The organism is Rhodococcus sp. 14-2496-1d, assembly GCF_002259365.1.
GTDB lineage: Bacteria > Actinomycetota > Actinomycetes > Mycobacteriales > Mycobacteriaceae > Rhodococcoides.
On record NZ_NPFV01000009.1, the window covers coordinates 14,455 to 34,498 of the forward strand.

Annotated in this window: 15 protein-coding genes; 4 read left to right on the forward strand and 11 right to left on the reverse strand. The window is 62.7% G+C overall.

Going from position 1 to position 20,044, the window contains the following annotated elements:
- Positions 1-184: 184 nt before the first annotated feature.
- Positions 185-5,110: a DEAD/DEAH box helicase gene (locus CH296_RS05500; RefSeq protein WP_094634730.1), complete on the forward strand. Its 4,926-nt coding sequence runs from the start codon at positions 185-187 to the stop codon at positions 5,108-5,110.
- A 155-nt stretch (positions 5,111-5,265) separates the two neighbouring features.
- Positions 5,266-6,042, forward strand: coding sequence for a GIY-YIG nuclease family protein (locus CH296_RS05505; protein WP_242640282.1), 777 nt, complete (start codon positions 5,266-5,268; stop codon positions 6,040-6,042).
- 14 nt (positions 6,043-6,056) lie between these two features.
- Here CH296_RS05505 and CH296_RS05510 read toward each other — a convergent pair whose 3' ends face one another.
- Positions 6,057-6,611, reverse strand: a complete 555-nt coding sequence (locus CH296_RS05510; protein WP_037190569.1) for a recombinase family protein — start codon at positions 6,609-6,611, stop codon at positions 6,057-6,059.
- A gap of 247 nt (positions 6,612-6,858) precedes the next feature.
- Positions 6,859-7,563: a TetR/AcrR family transcriptional regulator gene (locus CH296_RS05515; protein ID WP_037147412.1), complete on the reverse strand. Its 705-nt coding sequence runs from the start codon at positions 7,561-7,563 to the stop codon at positions 6,859-6,861.
- Positions 7,564-7,749: 186 nt separating this feature from the next.
- Between CH296_RS05515 and CH296_RS05520 the strand changes: the two genes are divergently transcribed.
- Entirely contained in the window at positions 7,750-9,243 is a 1,494-nt protein-coding gene (locus tag CH296_RS05520) for an MFS transporter (protein WP_080734183.1), read from the forward strand.
- Positions 9,244-9,259: 16 nt separating this feature from the next.
- Here the strand turns inward: CH296_RS05520 and CH296_RS05525 are convergent, their stop codons facing one another.
- From CH296_RS05525 to CH296_RS05560, 7 genes are all read right to left on the reverse strand, one after another.
- Positions 9,260-9,814 carry a PaaI family thioesterase gene (locus CH296_RS05525; protein ID WP_008720413.1) on the reverse strand — a complete coding sequence of 185 codons (555 nt, stop codon included), beginning with the start codon at positions 9,812-9,814 and terminating at the stop codon, positions 9,260-9,262.
- A gap of 445 nt (positions 9,815-10,259) precedes the next feature.
- Complete coding sequence (locus CH296_RS05535; RefSeq protein WP_037146824.1) at positions 10,260-11,324, reverse strand: BtrH N-terminal domain-containing protein; 1,065 nt, start codon at positions 11,322-11,324, stop codon at positions 10,260-10,262.
- 46 nt (positions 11,325-11,370) lie between these two features.
- Positions 11,371-12,207, reverse strand: a complete 837-nt coding sequence (locus CH296_RS05540; RefSeq protein WP_037146825.1) for an SDR family oxidoreductase — start codon at positions 12,205-12,207, stop codon at positions 11,371-11,373.
- A 394-nt stretch (positions 12,208-12,601) separates the two neighbouring features.
- Positions 12,602-13,342 (reverse strand): transglutaminase family protein, encoded by a 741-nt coding sequence (locus tag CH296_RS05545; protein ID WP_037147416.1) that lies wholly within the window; start codon positions 13,340-13,342, stop codon positions 12,602-12,604.
- 69 nt (positions 13,343-13,411) lie between these two features.
- Positions 13,412-14,620, reverse strand: coding sequence for an NAD(P)/FAD-dependent oxidoreductase (locus CH296_RS05550; protein WP_037146826.1), 1,209 nt, complete (start codon positions 14,618-14,620; stop codon positions 13,412-13,414).
- Positions 14,617-16,005, reverse strand: a complete 1,389-nt coding sequence (locus CH296_RS05555; RefSeq protein WP_037146827.1) for a cytochrome P450 — start codon at positions 16,003-16,005, stop codon at positions 14,617-14,619. Before CH296_RS05555 ends, CH296_RS05550 begins: the two co-directional genes overlap by 4 nt.
- A gap of 24 nt (positions 16,006-16,029) precedes the next feature.
- A complete protein-coding gene (locus CH296_RS05560; RefSeq protein WP_037146828.1) occupies positions 16,030-16,350 on the reverse strand; it encodes a 2Fe-2S iron-sulfur cluster-binding protein in 321 nt (106 codons plus the stop codon).
- Positions 16,351-16,459: 109 nt separating this feature from the next.
- Between CH296_RS05560 and CH296_RS05565 the strand changes: the two genes are divergently transcribed.
- Positions 16,460-17,485, forward strand: a complete 1,026-nt coding sequence (locus CH296_RS05565) for an AraC family transcriptional regulator (protein ID WP_037146831.1) — start codon at positions 16,460-16,462, stop codon at positions 17,483-17,485.
- A gap of 135 nt (positions 17,486-17,620) precedes the next feature.
- On the opposite strand, the gene CH296_RS05570 is transcribed toward CH296_RS05565, so the two are convergent.
- Both CH296_RS05570 and CH296_RS05575 read right to left on the reverse strand, forming a co-directional pair.
- A complete protein-coding gene (locus tag CH296_RS05570) occupies positions 17,621-18,475 on the reverse strand; it encodes a recombinase (RefSeq protein ID WP_242640281.1) in 855 nt (284 codons plus the stop codon).
- 257 nt (positions 18,476-18,732) lie between these two features.
- Positions 18,733-19,899 (reverse strand): site-specific integrase, encoded by a 1,167-nt coding sequence (locus tag CH296_RS05575; protein WP_037146834.1) that lies wholly within the window; start codon positions 19,897-19,899, stop codon positions 18,733-18,735.
- Positions 19,900-20,044 lie beyond the last annotated feature (145 nt).

Below are 20,044 nucleotides of genomic sequence, written 5' to 3' on the forward strand. Positions count from 1 at the left end.
CCTTCGCACTCGAGGATTCGACACCGGAGCGTCCTGCGTCTGCGGCTCGACCAGGAAGACTCCGCTGGGCCACGACCTCTTCAGTGACCGAAACGCCGAAGAGTCCCCGTGGATGGCGGTTGTCGTCGATGTAAGCGGCATACTCGGTCTGATCGTCCCCGACGTTGAGGTGGTTTCGGTAGTCATGGCGAGTGTGCACGAGGTTATCGAAGCGTTCCGCGGTGAGCCGTCGAATTCGGAGCGGGGCACCAAGTTCGAGCAGCTGATGGTTCGATACTTCGAGCTCGATCCGACGCTGGCGCAGCAGTACGAGCAGGTGTGGCGGTGGATCGACTGGCCCGACCGTCAAGGTAAGGCCGACACCGGCATCGACCTGGTCGCCCGCGAACGCGACACCGGCGACTACACCGCGATCCAGTGCAAGTTCTACGAACCGACCACCACGTTGAGCAAAGGCGATCTCGACTCGTTCTTCACCGCCTCCGGACAAACATTTCCCACCGCCGATGGGGATCGGTCGTTCACCAACCGCGTGATCATCTCCACCACCGACCGGTGGGGAAAGAACGCCGAAGACGCCATCAACCACCAGACCATCCCCGTCCAACGGATCGGTCTGGCCGAGATCGCCGAAGCCCCGATCGACTGGGACATCGCATGGCCGCAGGGCGAACTGACGGTCGAGTTGAGTGAAGCGATCCGCAACGAACCCCGCCCACACCAGGTCGAGGCGATCGACGCTGTCTTCGCCGGATTCTCCGCCGGCAACGACCGCGGGAAACTGATCATGGCCTGCGGAACCGGAAAGACGTTCACCGCACTCAAGATCGCCGAACGCACGGCAGCCGAAGCCGGCGGCAGTGCACGCATCCTGTTCGCCGTCCCCTCCATCTCCCTGCTCTCGCAGACACTCCGAGAGTGGACCGCACAAACCCAGCTCGACATTCGCGCGTTCGCCGTGTGCTCGGACTCGAAAGTCTCCCGCTCCGCCGAGGACTACAGCACCGTCGACGTCGCGATCCCGGTGACCACCGACCCCGACAACCTCGCATCGCACATGGCGCACCGCAAACGCTCCAAAGGACTGACCGTGGTGTTCACCACCTACCAGTCCCTGCCGACGGTCGCTGCGGCGCAAGGACTGGGGGTGGATGCGTTCGATCTGGTGATCTGCGACGAAGCGCATCGCACCACCGGTGTCACCGTCGCCGGCGCGGACGAATCGAACTTCGTCCGCGTCCACGACGCCAAGTTCCTCAAAGCATCACGGCGGCTGTACATGACGGCCACGCCCCGGATCTTCGACGACGCCGTCAAGGAAAAAGCCGCCGACCACTCCGCCGAGTTGTCGTCGATGGACGACATCGACATCTTCGGCCCCGAGATGCACCGATTGTCCTTCGGTGACGCCGTCGAGCGCGGGTTGCTCACCGACTATAAAGTCATCGTGCTCACCGTCGACGAGGACCTCGTCGCAGCCCCTATGCAGAAACAGCTCGCCGGCAACTTCGCCGAACTCCAACTCGACGATGCCTCCAAGATCGTCGGCTGCTGGAACGGTCTCGCTAAGCGCGCCGGCCGCTCCCCTGACGGCGACGGGTTCGCGATCGGCGCACCCCCGATGAAACGGGCCGTGGCGTTCGCCAAGGACATCGCCGCCTCCAAGCAGGTCGCCGAAGTGTTCCCCGACGTAGTCGACGCCTACCGCGCCCTCCTCGAGGAAAACGAGAACGACGGCGAACAGGTCGACGCCACCAACCGAGACCTCGTCGTCTCCGCCCGCCACGTCGACGGCACTTTCAACGCTCTCAAGCGCAACGAGCAACTGTCCTGGCTCAAAGCGCCAGTCCCCGAGGGTGAATGCCGCATCCTGTCCAACGCACGCTGCCTGTCCGAGGGCGTCGACGTCCCGGCCCTCGACGCCGTGTTGTTCCTGCACCCCCGCAACTCCGTCGTCGACGTCGTCCAGTCCGTAGGGCGCGTCATGCGCCTTTCCCCCGGAAAGGACTACGGGTACATCATCCTGCCCGTCGCCGTGCCCGCCGGAGTGTCACCGTCGCAGGCCCTCGCTGACAACCGCCGCTTCAAGGTGGTGTGGCAGGTCCTCAACGCCCTTCGAGCGCATGATGATCGGTTCAACGCGATGGTCAACTCCATCGCCCTCAACGCCACCACAAAACAAGCAAAAGCCGGCCAGGGGAACGATCGCCTCCTCGGCGGACACATCGGCCCGACCACCGACTCCGACGAAACGATCGGCGACGGACACCCCACCCCGGACACGGATCCGAAGCAGGACAACGGCGAAGGTGGCGGTGGTGGGGTGGCGTCGCAGATGGCGTTGTTCGCACTCTCGGAGTGGCAGGAAGCTATCTATGCCCGCATCGTCGACAAGGTCGGCACACGCGTCTACTGGGAACAATGGGCCGCCGACGTCGCCGACATCGCCGCCGCCCAGATCGCCCGCATAAACGCGCTTCTCAGCGGTGCATCCTCCCAAGTGACGGAGCAGTTCGAGAGGTTCCTCACCGGACTACGTGACAACCTCAACGACTCCATCAGCCGCGACGACGCAATCAGCATGCTCAGCCAACACCTGATCACCAAGCCGGTGTTCGATGCCCTGTTCGCCGGCCACGACTTCGCCGCGCACAACCCCGTCTCGATCGTCATGCAGCAGATGCTCGACACTCTCGGCGACGCCAACCTCGAATCGGAGACCAACGGTCTCGACTCGTTCTACGACTCGGTGCGCATCCGGGCCTCCGAAGTGACCAGCGCTGAAGGCAAACAGCAGGTCATCGCCGAGCTGTACGAGCGATTCTTCCGTGTTGCGTTCAAGAAGCAATCCGACGCTCTCGGCATCGTCTACACCCCCGTCGAGATCGTCGACTTCATCCTCCGCGCCGCAGACCACGTCTCGAAGGAGCATTTCGGGAAGGGCCTCACCGACACCGGCGTACATGTCCTCGACCCGTTCACCGGGACCGGCACTTTCCTCACCCGACTCCTGCAATCCGGGCTCATTCTCCCCGACGACCTTGCACGCAAGTACCGGGAAGAGTTGCACGCCAACGAGATCATGCTTCTCGCGTACTACATTGCGGCAGTCAACATCGAGACCACCTATCACGCTCTGGCTACCCCAAATGGCGAGGACGGGCAGTACGAGTCGTTCGAGGGAATCGTACTCACCGACACGTTCCAGATCTCCGAAGACGGCGACAGTATGGACGCGATCATGTTCCCGCAGAACAACGACCGCATCGTCAAACAGGTCGAAGCCCCGATCAATGTCATCGTAGGTAACCCGCCGTACTCGGTCGGGCAGGACAGCGCCAACGACAACAACGCCAACCTCAGCTACCCCACTCTCGACGCCCGTATCGCCGCGACCTACGCCGGCCGCTCGACGGCGCAGCTCAAGAACAGCCTCTACGACTCCTACTACCGCGCCTACCGATGGGCCACCGACCGCGTCGGCGACCACGGAATAGTCGCATTCGTCTCCAACGGAGGATGGATCGACGGCAACACGGCCGACGGAGTGCGGCTGAGCATGGCCGACGAGTTCGCCCACCTGTGGATTTACAATCTACGCGGTAACCAACGCACAGCCGGCGAACTTTCCCGACGAGAAGGCGGCAAGGTGTTCGGCTCCGGAAGCCGTTCCACCATCGTCATTTTCGTCGGTGTTAAGAACGAAAAGCACACAGGACCCGTACAGATCCACTACCGAGATATCGGCGACTATCTCGACCGCGCCGAAAAACTCCGTCTCGTTGACACGAGCACTATCGAGAACCTCGAATGGCAGAGTGTGCAGCCGAACGCGCATGGCGACTGGATCAGCCAGCGAGACAGTGCTTTCAGCTCATGGCCGGCGATCGCGAGCCGCGGTGCTACGGGAGCCGTCGTCTTCCGAACTTTCTCGGGCGGACTTAAGACCAACCGAGATAGCTGGGTTTACAGCTTCTCCTTGAACTCGCTCCACGAACAGGTCGGCAGGACGCTCACCTTCTATCAAGCGGAACTTCATCGCGCAGAGGCTCAACGGGGGAACGAACGCCTTCAGGACGTGGTGAACCGCGATCCCCAAAGTATCTCGTGGAGCAGCTCGCTGTTGTCATCTATCGACGCGCGCAGGGTCATTCGCGAAGAGACTTCTGCATACCGCGAAAGCGCTTACCGGCCATTCCAAGGAAGCCATGTCTACTTCGACAAGTCCCTGAATGACCGCCCTGGCAGGCTCCCTTCGATGTTCCCAACGCCCCACCACCGGAACTACGGCATCGTTCTGACTGGACCGGCATCACACTTCGACTTCACTCCATTTGCGACCAATCTGATTCCCAACCTGCACCTCCTGGACACTGGTCAGTTCTTCCCTCGCTACACCTACGAACGCATCGACGGTGCTGCGGGCGGCGGGTTCGACTTCGGATCGACGGCCGATACTTTTGGGGTCGATGAGTGGGGTTACCGGCGGGTGGACAACATCACCGATGAGATCCTCGAGGTCTACCGGACCGCGCTTGACGCTTCGGTGACCAAGGATCAGGTTTTCTGGTCGGTGTATGGGCAGCTGCATGTCCCCGGCTACCGGGAGACGTACGCGGCGGATCTGAAGAAAATGCTCCCCCACATCCCCACCCCTGAAAGCTTGGAGCGCTTCACCCAGCTCGCTAACGCCGGCGAGCAGCTCGGCACCCTTCATATGCAGTACGAGGACGTCGATCCCTACCCACTCGATGTCGAGATAAAGGCCGGTGTCGACGAACACGATCGTGAGACATGGCGAGTACAGAAACTGAAGTGGCGCAACAAGTCCGACCACACCGCAATCGTCTACAACTCGAAGGTCAGCCTCACCGGCATTCCACCCGAAGCCGAGGAGTACATGCTCGGTTCGCGGTCAGCGCTGGCATGGATCATCGACCGCTACCAGGTCAAGACCGACAAGCCATCGGGCATCGTGAACGATCCGAACCTATGGTGCGACGAGCACGACAACCCCACCTACATAGTCGAACTGATCAAGAAAGTCACCACCGTCGCCGTCGAGACCATGCGCATCGTTCGCGAACTCGACATCGAGAAGGCTGCCTGATGGTCCGGGCTCAGACAATCCAGATCTATCTACCCGGTGGGGATCCCGCCGGTATTCGGGTCGCGAGCCTGACCACTAGGACTGTCCGGGTCTTCGACATCCCGCGATCGCTGCTGAGCGAATTTGCAAAGCTACCGGCATCGACGCAGGTCGGGGTGTACTACCTGTTCGGAGGTAGCGATGACGAGCGGACCGCGTACATCGGCCAGACCGGGAACGTCGGTAAACGCTTAGGTGAGCATGGCGAGAAGAACTGGACCCGCGCGATGGTTGCAGTGTCGTTGACCAATGAATGGACGTCCACGCACGTCTCCTATCTGGAGTGGTTGTCGATCCGAACCGCCCAACGCGCAGACCGGTACACGCTGACCAATGGCAACGATGCGAGCAACCCGTTCACACCAGCACCGCTCGAGGCGGATTGCCACGAGTTTCTGGACACGATCTCCGTCCTGCTGACCACCCTTGGTGCACCGATCCTCGATTCGATTCGTCCAACGAAGGGTGAATCCAGAGCAGGTGAAGAATCGCCAAACCAGCCTCTGTTCTTCCGTGAGTCCGGATGCGACGCGCAGGGATACTTGACTTCCGAAGGCATTGTTGTGCAACGAGGTTCCCGTGGCCGACCGGATCTACGTGGCGCAGCTACCGAGCGCGTCAGGACTACCCGCGAGTCTCTTATCGCCAGCGGCCGCGCGACGATCGAAGATGACGCTTTCATTTTTCGCGACGACGAGCTCTTCGACAGTCCATCCGCTGCCGGCGCAGTGCTCGTAGGTGGAAGCAACAATGGACGCATCAGCTGGAAGAACGAAGCCGGCGAAGATCTGAACGTGTTAGAGGCCCGTGAGCTGGCCAGCGCTCAGGCGCAGCGTGAGGCGTCACCGGCGAGTGATTCCGTCGAGGTCGGAGCGGGAGTGCCAACCGCGTAGTTCTCCCCTCAGCTCTAGGATTGCGCAAAATGGCGGTACAGGGTTCGCCGACTCACTCCGAGGATTTCAGCTATGTCGCCGATAGTGCTGCCCTGGTTACGCATTCGGGTGGCTTCACGCTTCTTGGCGGTCGACAGTGCGGGTGGCCGGCCACCGATCTTGCCGCGTTCGCGCGCGGCGGCGAGGCCAGCGTTCGTGCGTTCGCGGAGCAGCTGCCGCTCGAACGAGGCGAGGGCACCGAAAATGTGAAAGATGAGTTCACCCCCGGCGGTGGCAGTGTCGATCTGTTCGGTGACCGATGCGAACCCCACTCCCCTGGATTTCAGCTCGGTCACGAGTTCGATCAAGTGCGGGAGGTTACGGCCGAGCCGGTCGAGCCGCCACACGCACAAGGTGTCTCCGGGCAACAGGGTGGCCAGGAGCTCGTCGAGCGCGGGCCTCGTGGTCGTGGACCCACTCGCAGTGTCGACGAAGAGCCGTTCACACCCGAACGCAGTCAGAGCGTCGCTCTGTAGCGCGGGTGTCTGATCAGTGGTCGAAACCCTGGCGTATCCGTATTTGTGCCCCACAGGGCTAGAGACTGCCACAACTCACTGACACGGCAGGTTCTGACACGATCGGTTTAGCTCACGTTTTTGGCACGACATTCGGGCTGGTCGCTTCCGCACCGGATGTCAGTTTCAGAAGACGGCTGCACGATGTCCGAAGTGCACTGCAGTGCAACTCCAAGTTCTCGAGCACACGTCCGGCCGTATCCAGTGAGCGCTGCGATCCCTGACTGGATAGCGCATCGATGGTGAAATTTCGCATCAAGTTTTATTGGCCGTCGGTGAGCTGCGGGTCTAGCGTCGCGGCCGGCCGTGGACGGCTGTTGTCGCGCGAAGTGCTCGATCGGACACTTGCGGCATGGGCGGCGAGAAAGTTGTCGACGATTTGGATGCAGTCGTCGGCGTGGATGTGGCGCAGTCCTGTGAGGCGAGCGAAAACTATCGGTCCGAGGAGCTGAATGAGGGCGAAGGTGGTGTCGATCTCGCCGAGCACAGTGCGGGCGTCAGGGGCCGTCAGGATCTGATCCAGGGACCTGCGGTATTGCTCTATGACACGGGCCCGAAGCGAGACCACCGCGCCAGGATCGAGATCGCGCCGGCTGGCGTCGCCGCTGTTGACGGGTCCCATTGCCAGCCACGCCAGCGTGGTCATTTGCACCGGAGCTTGGTCGATGAGGTCGGCTTGGGTGGTGAGCACCGAAATCAGACGTTCGCGTAGCGGACCGGTATCGATATCGGTGTCGACTGGGGGTAGTAGTCGCTCGAAGGTTGCAGCGAGCAGGTCAGTGGTACTTCCGAAGTGGCGGTACAGAGTGGCACGTGCAACCTTCGACATGCGGGTGACCGCCTCCACGGTGACCGCCTCGACACCGCCGGTGGACAGCAGCTGGCCCGCCGCTTCGAGTAACCGGTTACGTGAGCGCGCCAGCCGGGGGTCGGCCGGGCCCTCGGCTGCAACGAGAGGGTCGACCATGAACGGGCTCCGCTCCATTTTGACTGACAAAACATGTCCTCGCTTGACCATTCTGTCACACCCGCAAAGTTATGATACTAATAGTCTCGTACCGAGACGATCAGTCTCGAACTGGGAGGCTGGCCGTTGAACGAACGTAGATCCGACTCTGCCAGCGTCGCTCGATGGAGCGGTGCCCAGTGGTGGATGTTGATTGTGTCGTGCATGGCGGTCGCGTTGGTGGTGGCCGCAATGGCGGCATTGTATTCAGCGTTGCCACAGATCGCGGTCGCGACAGAGGCGACGCAAGCTCAACTGACCTGGATAGTCGACGGTTATACGCTGGTATTGGCGTGCTTCGTTCTGCCTGCCGGTGCGATCGGTGACCGGTACGGTCGCCGCGGGGTGCTCGTGGCGGGGTTGGCGTTGTTCGCTTTCGCGTCGGCATTGCCCTTGTTTCTCGCCGACCCGGCGTGGCTGATCGCTGCTCGCGCGTTGGCTGGGGCGGGTGCGGCGCTGGTCATGCCCTCGACGCTGTCGATACTGACCGCGGGATTTCCACCGGCGCATCGCGGTCGCGCTGTAGGTGTGTGGGCCGGGGTTGCTGGATCCGGGGCTGTCCTGGGCATCCTCGGGGCTGGTGTGCTGCTCGAGCAGTGGTCGTGGACCTCGGTGTTCGTCGGGTTGACCGTCGCCGGAGCGGTTCTGGCCGGGTTGGCATGCAGTATCGCGGAGTCCCGCCAACAGGAGCATCCACCGGTCGATTGGGTGGGCGCGGTGACCGTAGTGGTCGCGGTCGGGGCGATCGTCTTCGCTGTGATCGAGGTTCCGGCCCGTGGCTGGTCGGATTCGCTCGTCGCCATCAGCACTGCGGTGGGCTTGTTCGCGGTTGTGGTGTTCGTCGTCGTAGAACTACGTTCCTCGGCACCCCTACTCGATGTCCGGTTGTTCGCCCGCCGTGGTTTCGGTGCCGGCGCACTGTCGGTCTGTATCCAATTTCTGGTGACCTTCGGGGTGTTCTTGCTGTTGGTGCAGTATCTGCAGTTGATTCTCGGTTATGGACCGCTCACCGCCGCGTTGGCGTTGACCCCTATGGTCGTGCCGCTCATCGTGATCTCGGTGATTGCACCCTGGCTGTCGAACATTGTTGGGCTGCGGGTGATGACCACTGTAGGTCTGCTCACCATCGCGGCGGGACTGGTGATGGTGAGCAGACTGACCGTCGCGGCGACTTACCCTGACCTGCTGTGGCCCTTGCTCATCATGAGCGCGGGTTTGGGGTTGTGTACCGCCCCTGCGACTTTCGCCATCGTCTCGGACACTCCTGAGGCCAAGCACGGGGTGGCTGCCGCGGTCAACGACGCAGCTCGCGAAATCGGTGCCGCGATTGGGATTGCGGTAGCCGGTAGCGTGCTCGCGGCCGGTTACGTTCAGCACATTCAGCCGGCTCTGCCCCAGCTACCCGAGCCTGCCCGTGGTCCGGTGGCCGATTCTCTGGCCGCCGCGTTACAGGTCGCCGACCGCGCAGGACCAGCTGGTCAGCCGCTGGCCGAGTTCGCCAGAGCCGCATTCGTACACGGAAGTGGTCAGGCGACGCTGTCGTTGGCGGCGCTGACCGCCGCTGGGGCACTCGTCCTCGCCGTCTTTGCGCCAGGTAGACGCAGCCGTACGACAGCCACCGCGGGTGATGGACGTCGGTGAAGGTCGGCCAGGGTGTCTATTCTTCGGTGTGATTCGTGTCTGTGGCCCGGAGTTGGGCTCGGGCTTGGGACTGCATGAAGTGTTCGACCTCGACCACCACGAACAGGGCAGTAGCGGTGGCTACGGAGCGGCCCTGCGCATCGTCCATCGTGGCCGTGAGATCCAGTTTGCGCCCATCACGAGACCGAACGGCAGCACGCAATACGTATGGAGTGCCGAGCAGAACCGGCGCTAGGTAGTCGAGCTCGAGACGCCGCGTCACGGCGAGCTCACCCACTGTGTAGAGCAAAAAGCCGAACAGATCGTCGAGAACGGTCGCCACCGCGCCGCCGTGTGCTATCCCGGGTGCCCCGACATGACGTTGATCGAACACATGGTGAGCCACCACGCCGTTCTCGTCACGCTGGACCGACAAGGCGTGGCCGTGCGGGTTCTCCGGCCCACAACCAAGACAGTCGGGGTGGTGGGGCGGTAGATCAGGCGACTCGGAAGTCGTGCTCCAGAACGAGCGCGCCCAGTTCTCGATAGCGGGGCCGGCCGACCCGCTGACCTCGTCCGGAATTCTTTTCATGGTCGGACCTCTCTGTCGTGAAACCGTGCCGAGTCTGTCGCGTCTTCGCGCGCTCGGCCTGCACCGCAGCGTCCGGTCGGGCGTTCGTCCGACCGGTCGGCGCACTCGCCCCCGCCATGATTACCACGAGCGGGAGTGTTCTCACTCAACGCACCGCTCGGCCCGATAGCGCACACGACGCGGCCGCCGAGCCGAAAACGGTGACCGCGAAACATCGACAGCTCCCGTCGGCGGCTGAATTGCTGTCGGCGTGAGGCAGGGATCAGGGTCTGTTGCCGAGCAACGACACGGCATCGATACAGCGTCCACCGAGAGGCGTCCGACTGTTCCGTCCGGCAACTCTTCGGTCGTTCGGTGCCTCCGCACGCCTGGGGCGATCCGACACGAGCGGCTGCAGCACAGTGCGATGCGCCGTTCACCGCGCGCCGTCGAACGACGATGGGCATCATCTCGTGATGGCGGACAGCGAGCGTGAAGCAGACTCCAGGGACTCCACCAGGATCAGCTCGAGTGCAGGCAGACCGGCAGCCGACACGGCCACCGCAGCTGCGCGTGTTCGTACATCGAGACCGCGTTGTGTTCCGGCGCGGGCAGTTTCGGTCCAGGCCTGGGCGCAGTGATCGGCGGCCGCCGCGAGGTCTGCGGTAGCGGGATCACCGGTCAGACGTGCAATCTCGGTACAGCCGTCGGCGAGAAGCCGACGAAAGAGCCCGCCTCCGGTTCCGGCCTTTTCGATGAAGATACCGAGACTGAACAGCAGCGTCTCGAGGTCATCGGGCGGAAGGTCGACCCAGCTCTTGACGTCGGTTGCCAGCTGGTCGACCGCGGCCAATCCTTCGGCACCGGCTGCTGGTACGTGGTCGGCTATTCCCGGTGTCGATGGGGCGCGCATGCTGGCGGCGGATCGGGCGAAGGCCGCGGCCGCGGCAGTCGACACGGGCGGCAGTGTCTGCGGCCATGCGATTCGGTACGTGCAGTGACGTGTCGGTTGCGGGAACGAGGTGGAAGATCGCGCCCGAGCGAGCGCGTCGAGCGGGATCTCCTGCACGTCGGCCCGATCGTTGTCGACGACCGAGGCAGTCCCCCCGATCTCGTCGTAGCCGATCACCACGATGTCGTGGCGACTCATCTGCAGTTTCACCCGTAAGTAGGGCAGCTCAGCGATATCGGCCCAGACCAGACTGGGTCGTCCCGCATCGATGTCGTCGCGAACCCATGACCATCCCTCACCGGGATCGTCGGTCGTGAGAACCTCGACTTGTCCGCCGAGCCTGCGCGGCAAGTCGATCTCGAAGTCGGCACCGCGGCCGACCAGGTACATCGGTGGGACCAGGTCGTCCGATCGCAGGTAGGACAAACCCAGATCACCACCCAGTGCGAACACCAACCCCTCGTCGGGTGGTCCGTCCCATCCCAGACCGTGCCACTGGAGAAGGTCTCGCATTGCACCTGACCCGCAGTGCCCTCCCATCCGGTGGGGATAGTTCTCGATCAGAGTCGTGGGGGTCACTGTGACTGCCTTTCGGGTGGTTGGTCGAGCGCGCGTGTCGGCACGCTCAGCTGTTCCGGATTCTGTCGAGATACGTTCGGCGAGCAGCCATGTCCACGTCCGCGAGGAACACCGAATCTGTGTTCAGGGCCGCACCCAGTCCGGTCGCCAGACGCCCAGGGACGAATTTCACCGCCGCGACCATTGCGCCTGCGAGACGGGTGACGCGGACGAAGGGGCGTGGATTCTCGATCAGATCTGCTGTCGCGCGGGCGATCTCCTCCGGCTCGGCGTTGCGTAATCCCTTTGCGCCGGCGGTTCCGGCGACGAGTTCGGTGTTGGTGAACGTCGGGCGGACTGTGGACAGTCGAACCCCTGACTTGCGGTACTCCAGTCGTGCGGCCTCTGTGAATCCGATGACTGCGAACTTGGTAGCGCAGTAGGTCGCCAAACCAGGTACCGCGAGCTCGCCGGCCAATGACGCAGTGTTGATGATGTGTCCGGTGCGGCGCGGCAGCATGCGCTGAAGAGCCAGTTTGGTCCCGAAGATGACACCCAGGACGTTGATCTCGACTTGCCGCCGGGTTACTGCATCGTCCTCTTCGTGGGCGTGGCCGGTAGGCATGATGCCCGCGTTGTTGATCAGGATGTCGAGGGGTCCGAGTTCACGTTCGACCAGGTCCAGAAACGTTGTGAACGAGTCAGGTTCGGTGACGTCGAGTCGGGTGACGACCTTCACCCCGAGTTCGGCGGCGGCCTCCTTCGCACGTGCCTCGTCGATGTCGCCGATGGCGACCCGGTGGCCTCGTCGAATCAACTCCTTCGCTGTCTGATAGCCGATGCCGCGAGCTCCACCTGTGATCGCCACCGTCCTGGCGGGGGTGTGAGGTGCGTTGTTCGTCATGCTGCGCTCCTTGCATAGATGAGAGACATCGGTAGACGCCTGTCGGCCCGCTCTCGCGGTAGCGGCTGCGCACACGGGAGAGGGATATGGGTATCGCACGTCGTCTCGTGCCCGGGGAGGCGTTCGGATCGGTCGTTCATCGCCCGCAGCCGCAACCCCAGCGGCAGAACGGGTCTCGTCTGTTCGGTGCAACTTCCGGTGTCGGCCTTACCACGGCCGCGGCGACGAGACAGTCATGTGGCACAGCTCTGCCAGCAGGTATCGGCTCACCCGATTCGAAGGTGTCCGAGGCGGTCCGAGTGTTCACGATCGCGATTGTTCGCGGAGAGAGCTCCGACCGATCGGCAGTCGGCCGCGATACGGGGTTCGGCGCGTATGTTCTCACCGCTTGTGTTCATCGAGACTCCCGCGGCGAGTTTCGATCCCCGGGAGTTTCGTCCGGCCGGGTGCGGCCGGTGAAAACATCATCGAGTGGGTGAGCGCCCGTGAAGATCGTGGGGCCGTAGGCGTGCCGAAGCACCGTCAAGATCGCGTTCAAGGGTAGGTCGTCGAAGACTCCTCGCTCGCGGACATACTCCATGTGCTGAGCTCCGTCTGCGGTGAAGGCATGCATGAGAGCATCGCGATCGCCGTCGAATTCCACTGGCGGCACGCCGAAACGAGCGCACAACTCGACATTGAATGCCGGCGTGGCCTTCAACCACCGGCCCTCGATGTAGAGGCGACTGTAGCCGTGGTAGACGAACAGGTCGGTGCCGCCCATCAGCGCGCGCAACGTCTCGGTCTGCAGGTGATTTCGGACGTCGGCGAAGCCGAGCAGTGCCGGGATACCCGCCGCCCGGCACACTGCGGTCAACAGCACCGCCTTCGGGACGCAGTAAGCGCGCCCGGTCTCGAGGACGAAGCTCGCTCGATAGTGGGCCGGATCATCCGACACGGTGTACGGGTCGTACCAGATCTGGTCGCGGACGGCGGCGAAGAGGCGTCTGGCCTTGTCACGGTCGCTGCTCGCATCTCCGATTGCCGCGGCGGTGAACGCCCGCACGGATTCGTGCTCGATGTCGAGGAAGTCCGTTGCTCCCAGGTACGCGTGTGGTGGCTGCGTAGTATGTGCTCCGGGCGGGCGGTCTGTCATGGTCATCGCTGATGTTCCCTTTTCTGAGCAAACCGGTTGCTGTTGTGTGCACAACGACCGAAGGATCGGTCAGTTGCGCGCGAGTCCGCCGAGCATCAGGTCTTCGCGTTGGACGGGGAGTCGCTGGGCGATCACCCGTTTGCTGTACATGAACTCGCGCGGGCGACCTATGCAGTCGGCGGCAATGAGCTCACCGGCCTGGAGATAGAAGCAACTGAAATCACTGTCGCGGGTGGGGTCACCGCTGAGAACCACTTCGTCGTATCCAGTGTTGAGGCCGGCGATCTGCAGCTTGAAGTGATACTGATCTGACCAGAACCACGGCAACGCTTCGATTTTTCTGGACTTCCCGCAGGCGGTCGAGGCAGCGACTTTGGCCTGCTCTCCTGCGCTCGAGACGGACTCCAACCGTAGTCGACGGCCGTAACGGGCCATGTCGTGGCTCGCGCAGTCCCCCGCCGCCATGATGTCGGGGTCGTTGGTCCGAGTGTGATCGTCGATCACGATGCCGTTGTCGATGACAAGACCCGCATCGGCGGCGAGGTCGGTGTTCGGCTCGACGCCGACACCGACGATGACCAGATCTGCGGGGATCGATTCCCCGCTGGCCAAACTGACTTCACGAACCTCACGGTCACCGGACAGGCCTTCGACCATCGCGTTCGTTCTGATGTCGACTCCCTGCTCGCGATGTATCCGCTCGAAGAACGTCGATACCTCGGGAGCAGTGACCCGCTCGAGCACACGCCCAGTTGCCTCGAGGACTGTGACCTGTACGCCCAGTGCGCGCAGTGATGCCGCTGTCTCGAGTCCGATGTAGCCGCCTCCGACGATCACCACCCGCCGGCCAGGGCCGGTGGCCATACGGATCCTCTCGACGTCCGCTGCGGTGCGCAGGTAGTAGACCCCGTGGAGATCGGCCCCGGGAACGGTGAGCCGACGAGGGCGGGCTCCCGTGCACAGCGCGAGCTTGTCGTAGGCCAGCTTCTCCCCGGTGTCGAGAACGACGTCGCCCTCCGACCGAACGATGGCCTCCACCTGCGCGTTCAGGAGCTGAATACCTTGCTTGGAGTAGAAGTCCGTGCTGCGAATGGCGATATCGTCGAGTACGCATTTGCCCGCCAGGTATGCCTTCGACAGCGGGGGGCGTTGATAGGGAGTGGCGGACTCGTTACCGATGAGGACGATCTCGCCTGTCCAACCTTCTTGGCGCAAACTAGCTGCCAGTTGTGCCCCAGCATGGCTTGCGCCGACGATGATCGCCCGTTGCGATGTCATGCGCTGGAAGTAGGCGTCAGGCGCACCATCATCTTGCTGATGCCCCGCACGAAATTCGACTGAACATACTCGGGGTCGCCGACGACCTCGATGTTCTCGAAGCGGGGAAGCAACTCCTCCCACAGAATCCGCAGCTGCATTTCGGCCAGCCGATTGCCCATACACCGGTGTACACCGAATCCGAACGCGATGTGATTGCGCGCATTGGCACGATCGATGATGAAATCATCAGGATTCTCGAAAATGCGTTCGTCGCGGTTACCCGAGGCGTACCACATCACCAATTTGTCACCCTTGCGGATGAATTGTCCGTTCAGAACGGTGTCGGCTTTGGCGATTCGGCGCATGTACGCCAAGGGTGTTTGCCATCGGATAATTTCCGAGTTCATGTTGGGGATCAAATCGGGATTGGCCTTCAATTTCTCGAACTGGTCGGGGAATTGGTTCAACGCAAGAACGCCACCGCTCATCGAGTTTCGCGTCGTGTCGTTCCCACCGACGATCAGCAGGACGAGGTTGCCCAGAAATTCCATCGGACGATCGATCAGATCCTTGGTGTCCTCGTTGCTCTGCAACATGGTGATCAGATCGAAACCGGACTCTTCCCCTGCAGACCTCCTGGCTGCTTTGTCATGCCAGAGAGCGCTGAGGCCACGGGCCATGTCACGCATGCCCTCGAACACCTCGTCGTTGTCCGAGGGCCCACCGTTGGCTTGCTCCATCGAGGTTGCCAAATCGGACCAGTAGACGAGTTTGCGGCGTTGTTCGTAGGGGAAATCCAAAAGAGTTGCGAGCATCCGAGCTGTCAACTCGATCGAGACATTCTGCACCCAGTCGAACGGCTCGTTCAAGGGGAGGTCGTCCAGCACCTCCCGTACCCGCGATCGGATCAGTCCCTCCATCTCCCGGAGGTTTTTCGGTGCGACAACCCCCTGGACGGCAGCGCGCTGCTTGTCGTGGCGTGGCGGGTCCATCGCGATGAACATCTCGATATCGAGAAACCGGGGCGGGACGCCGATGACGATGAACGGTTCGGCCGAGAACACAGCGTGGTTCTTGTCGACGGCCACGATATCGGCATGGCGCGTGACCGACCAGAACGGGCCGAACGGACTGTTGGGTTGGTAGTGAACCGGTGCCTCGTTCCGCACGCGCTCGAAGTACGACTGCCACCGCCCTTGTCTGTAAAGAAAGGGGTTACTGAGGTCGATGTCGGCGAGCTCGACATCCTCGACCGGTGGAATGGGACTTTCGACGAAGATCTTCTTGCCATTCGTGCCAGTCACCCACCGTCGGGTCTTGTCGTACAGATGAGCGCCCTGGATCTGCAGCCCTATAGGGATGGTCGACTGGACCTTGTCGGTGATCGACTCAGAAACTTTCATGCTGTCGTGCCTGCCTTTCGCACATCACAGTTGGAATTCAGGTGTTCGAACGATCAGGCCATCCCACGCTTCCGAGGCCACCATCTGGCACGACAACCGAGACGTGGGTTCACGCTCGGGGTTCATCGCCAGCATCTCTTCCTCGTCGGCGCCGGACAGACCCACCTCTCCTGACCACTGCGGGTCGACGATCACATGGCAGGTGCCACAGGCCGTTTCGCCCCCACAGTCTCCATCGATCCCCGGCACAGCATTGTCGGTTGCAATCTGCATCAGCGATCGACCTTCGACCAGAGCCGCCTCGTGCTTCTCACCATCGTGGGCGACGAAAGTTACAGCTGCCATGTCAACTCCTCGTTTTCCGGCGTGATTGACGAAAGTGTCGTCGCAAACGCGGGTGACGGCTATGTTCGGTGGAGTCATAAACTTGTGAATTCGGGTCAAAGGAATCACCGTGAAGCTGAGCGATGAGGGCGTGCCACCGCTTGCGTTCGTGCAGCTGCTCGAACGCCGCGCACTCGACCCTGACGCCGCCGCGCGCCTTCGCGCGATCATGCACCGCGAAGGAACCAGTGAAGCGACGCTCATTCAGCATGACGTCCAGGCGCCGATACGGTGGTTTCGGGAGGTCTATCCCGAACTCGATATCGCCCAGGCCACTCGACTCGGATTTGCGTTTGCCGAGCAGGCCCAGTTGACATCGTTCGGGCCCCTGAGTTCACCTTTGATCAGCGCTGGTTCGGTCGCCGAGATCGTCGATCTCCTGACATACCTGCCATTGATCTCCACGGCGTTGAAATCGCAGTTCCACACTGGCGACTACGGTCTGATCGTCGGGCTCACTGCGCACACAGGCGATTCCGCACTGGACTGCTTGGTCATCACCTACGGCGGGTCGGCGTTATTACGACTGCTGGACATGCTCGCCGGTGACATATCGCCGGTGACACTCCATCTGAGCTGGCCGGAGCCGACCGAGGTGAGCCACGACAAAGGTCCGGCGAATCGCCGGTTCTTCGACGCTCCGATTTCCTTCGTCCACGTACCCGAGGACACACTAAACAAGGCTTGTCGGTTCTCGGACCCTCTCGCATATCGTCTCGCTATCACTGATCTGCAGCGGACACTCGCCCATCGGAGTGGGTCCATGTCATCCGCCGAGAAGGTGAGGCAACTGTTGGAAAAGGACCTCGGACAGCGAACCAACCATGATGTTGCACAAGCATTGTCAATGTCCAGCAGCACGTTGAAACGGCGGCTTGCCGAAGAAGGAACCACCTATAGCAAGGTGCGCCAATCGCTGCTGTACGAACGCGCGATGCTACGGCTCCTTGATCGCTCGGTTTCGGTCAGCGAGATCGCTTCTGAACTCGGATACAGCGACCTCGCCAACTTCTCTCATGCCTTCAAACGCTGGACCGGGCGCTCTCCGAGAGATTTCCGAAACCCACGACTCTCGGACGACCCGGATTCGACGTAGACCACACAGACGGGGTCAGATCGATGCATCGTTCGTTCGCGGCCTGGTCGATCTTCATCTCGGAGATTTCGGAGACGTCACCGCCTCCCTGCCGTGAGAAGAAGAGTGTGTGCAGACCCGAGTACGAACCACTTGTCACTCGACGGTGTCGGCCGGTACGCGTGCGGTCTCCGATTCGAGAAAGTCGACGAGTGCTTCCAACAGGCTGTCCGCGCGGGTTTCGACATCGGCGAGGACGGAGTCCACGTCGTCGAGAAGACCGTGGGCGTGTCTACGCGCAAGCGTTCCGCGTTCGTAGTAGCCGGGGTCAAGTAGGACCCGCGGTACTGGATCCGGTGCCGCGATCTGCTCCGGATGTTGTGACCGCGCAGTGGACTGCAGGTGGGTGGGTGCCCGTCCGTCCAGGTGCATTCGCACGATGCCCGCGACCGCACGGGCGGTCAGCGGGGTCGCAGCCAACGGGGTGTGGCCCCACCGGTCGATAGGAGTCGACAGCGGCTGTTTCCCGGCCGGGTCGAAATACCGGTCGTATCCGCCGAGCCCGGTGCCGTCCACGGCATCGAGAGCGTCGGCGAGCATTCGGGTGCTCGGATACTGGGTCTGATGGCCGAGTACCTCACACCAGCGCTGATACACCGTGCGCGGAGAAATGCCCGTCCCCGCCAGCGCGAGGGAAGTGACAGTGCGGACGCCGCGGCCTGTGTCGATACGAAGGGCGTCGATCCTCGGATCGGCGGTGACGTCGCAGTGCCGCAGGGCCGCGATCTGGGTGTACGGCAGACCGGTCGAAGCGAAGATCAGGACGAGGGCGTCTCGCCGCGCGAACTGTTCTGACGGCCAACCGGATTCGGGGAGGCGGGCGACGATACCGCCGATCACGGCTGCCAGCTCGTGCAGGCGCGCCGTACGCGCCACGTCCAGCGCAGCCCGAACGATCTCCGCACACCCCGGAGGAGGTAATAGATGCCGATGATGAGCGATGTCGATCACCGCGATCCGACGGCGTTGGGTCGTCGGCGCGGCGGGGTGCGCGTGGAGAAACCGAGCAAGCGACTCCGGAGAGGCCGCCAGTGAGGGTTCGCCATGGGCGGTGCACCAGTCCTCGAACAGGGACCACGTGTGCCGATCCCGCCTCGGTATCGACGTGTTCGTGATGTCCGCTGGTCGTATCGGACAAGGGCGGTCGTCGTGGTCAGCATCTGCCCCGGTCGTCCCGTCGCCGGTCACTGGCTCGGTCGGGTGCCTGGTCATAAGCCGAGCTCGGTGACGGCGTTGCCGATCAGTGGCGCATTCTCGTGAGCGTATGTTTCGACCATTGCGGGTGTGGTGTGCCCGGTTTGGCGCATGATCGCATGCGCGTCAGCTCCGTTGCGGAAGGCTTGCGTGACGAAGCCGGAACGGAGGGAATGCCCGCCGAGCTGAGCGACGGTGACGGGGTCGTATCCAGCTCGAGTAGCGCGGCGGCGGATCGCCGCGTGCACCGCGGCTCCGGACAGGGCTGTGTCGGAGAGGTTGCCGTTCTTGCGGACGGACCGAAACAGAGGGGACCGTTTCTCGACCACAGGAAGGGTGCCGCGACAGATATGGGAGTCGAATTCCACTGCGCGGGACAGTATTCGGATGACAGCAACTCTGCCGCCGGTGTCGAACGCTGCGACGATCTGCAGCCATCGCACCCACGCGCAGACCGGGCATGACTCGTGGCGGGCGGTGAACGGGAGTGCTTTCACGGTTCCGGTGCCGTCCTGGTCGGTCTTCGACTTCCGGATACGTACATGCGCACCATCGAGGCGGTCGCGGTGGACATCGCGGCATTCGAGCGCTACGAGTTCGCTGCGGCGGAATGCGCCGGTGTAGCCCATCAGCAATAGCGCGGTGTCGCGGCGTTCGAGGACCTCCGACGCCCAGCCCGCTGCAGTGCGTCGGGCGTGGTCGACGATCGTAGTGATGTCAGCGGTGAGGAGCGGGGCACGGGGTCTGCGGGGCCGCTCCCCCGCAGACGCGTAATCCCGCCGGATACCCGAGAGGGTGGCGCGGACCATCTCGTGCCCGCACGGGTTGTCGTGTCCAGTAGCGCGGTGGCGGTCCGCGACCGCCGCGATCCATTTGTCGAACGTCGACGGCGCATACGCCCGCGTCCCGTCGACGGTGAGCGTGTCGGCCGCGCCGACGAGGTACGCCGCCACCGTTGCGGGATGCGCCGGCAAAGCCTGGTGCCCGAGGACGATGCACCAGTTCTCGAATCGCCTCCACGCCGAGGCATAGGCACGGCGTGTTCCGGCCGAACGAGAAGCTGCGATCGACTGTTCTATCCGAGCAGCGACCTCGACCGGTAGGTCCGGGAACACTGCCACACCACTCACCGAGACGAGTGAATCCGCGTCCCCGACCTCACCGAGCTGCCGATCTGCCATGACAAGCACTGTAGCGAGCACCTCCGACAGACTTCTCAAGCCGAAAACACGCTGAGCAGGCCTTTTCGCGATGATGGTGCGGGAAGGAAAATTCTCGTCGGTTACCGCACACAAATCGTGGGTGACTACAGGGGCGATCGATTTC

Bases quoted from the DNA above. Each gene is read 5' to 3' on its own strand.
- CH296_RS05550 (WP_037146826.1), bottom strand. From the start codon at position 14,620: ATGACATCGCAACGGGCGATCATCGTCGGCGCAAGCCATGCTGGGGCA.
- CH296_RS05540 (WP_037146825.1), bottom strand. From the start codon at position 12,207: ATGACGAACAACGCACCTCACACCCCCGCCAGGACGGTGGCGATCACA.
- CH296_RS05555 (WP_037146827.1), bottom strand. From the start codon at position 16,005: ATGAAAGTTTCTGAGTCGATCACCGACAAGGTCCAGTCGACCATCCCT.
- CH296_RS05515 (WP_037147412.1), bottom strand. From the start codon at position 7,563: ATGGTCGACCCTCTCGTTGCAGCCGAGGGCCCGGCCGACCCCCGGCTG.
- CH296_RS05500 (WP_094634730.1), top strand. From the start codon at position 185: ATGGCGAGTGTGCACGAGGTTATCGAAGCGTTCCGCGGTGAGCCGTCG.
- CH296_RS05575 (WP_037146834.1), bottom strand. From the start codon at position 19,899: ATGGCAGATCGGCAGCTCGGTGAGGTCGGGGACGCGGATTCACTCGTC.
- CH296_RS05545 (WP_037147416.1), bottom strand. From the start codon at position 13,342: ATGACAGACCGCCCGCCCGGAGCACATACTACGCAGCCACCACACGCG.
- CH296_RS05525 (WP_008720413.1), bottom strand. From the start codon at position 9,814: ATGAAAAGAATTCCGGACGAGGTCAGCGGGTCGGCCGGCCCCGCTATC.
- CH296_RS05520 (WP_080734183.1), top strand. From the start codon at position 7,750: ATGTTGATTGTGTCGTGCATGGCGGTCGCGTTGGTGGTGGCCGCAATG.
- CH296_RS05560 (WP_037146828.1), bottom strand. From the start codon at position 16,350: ATGGCAGCTGTAACTTTCGTCGCCCACGATGGTGAGAAGCACGAGGCG.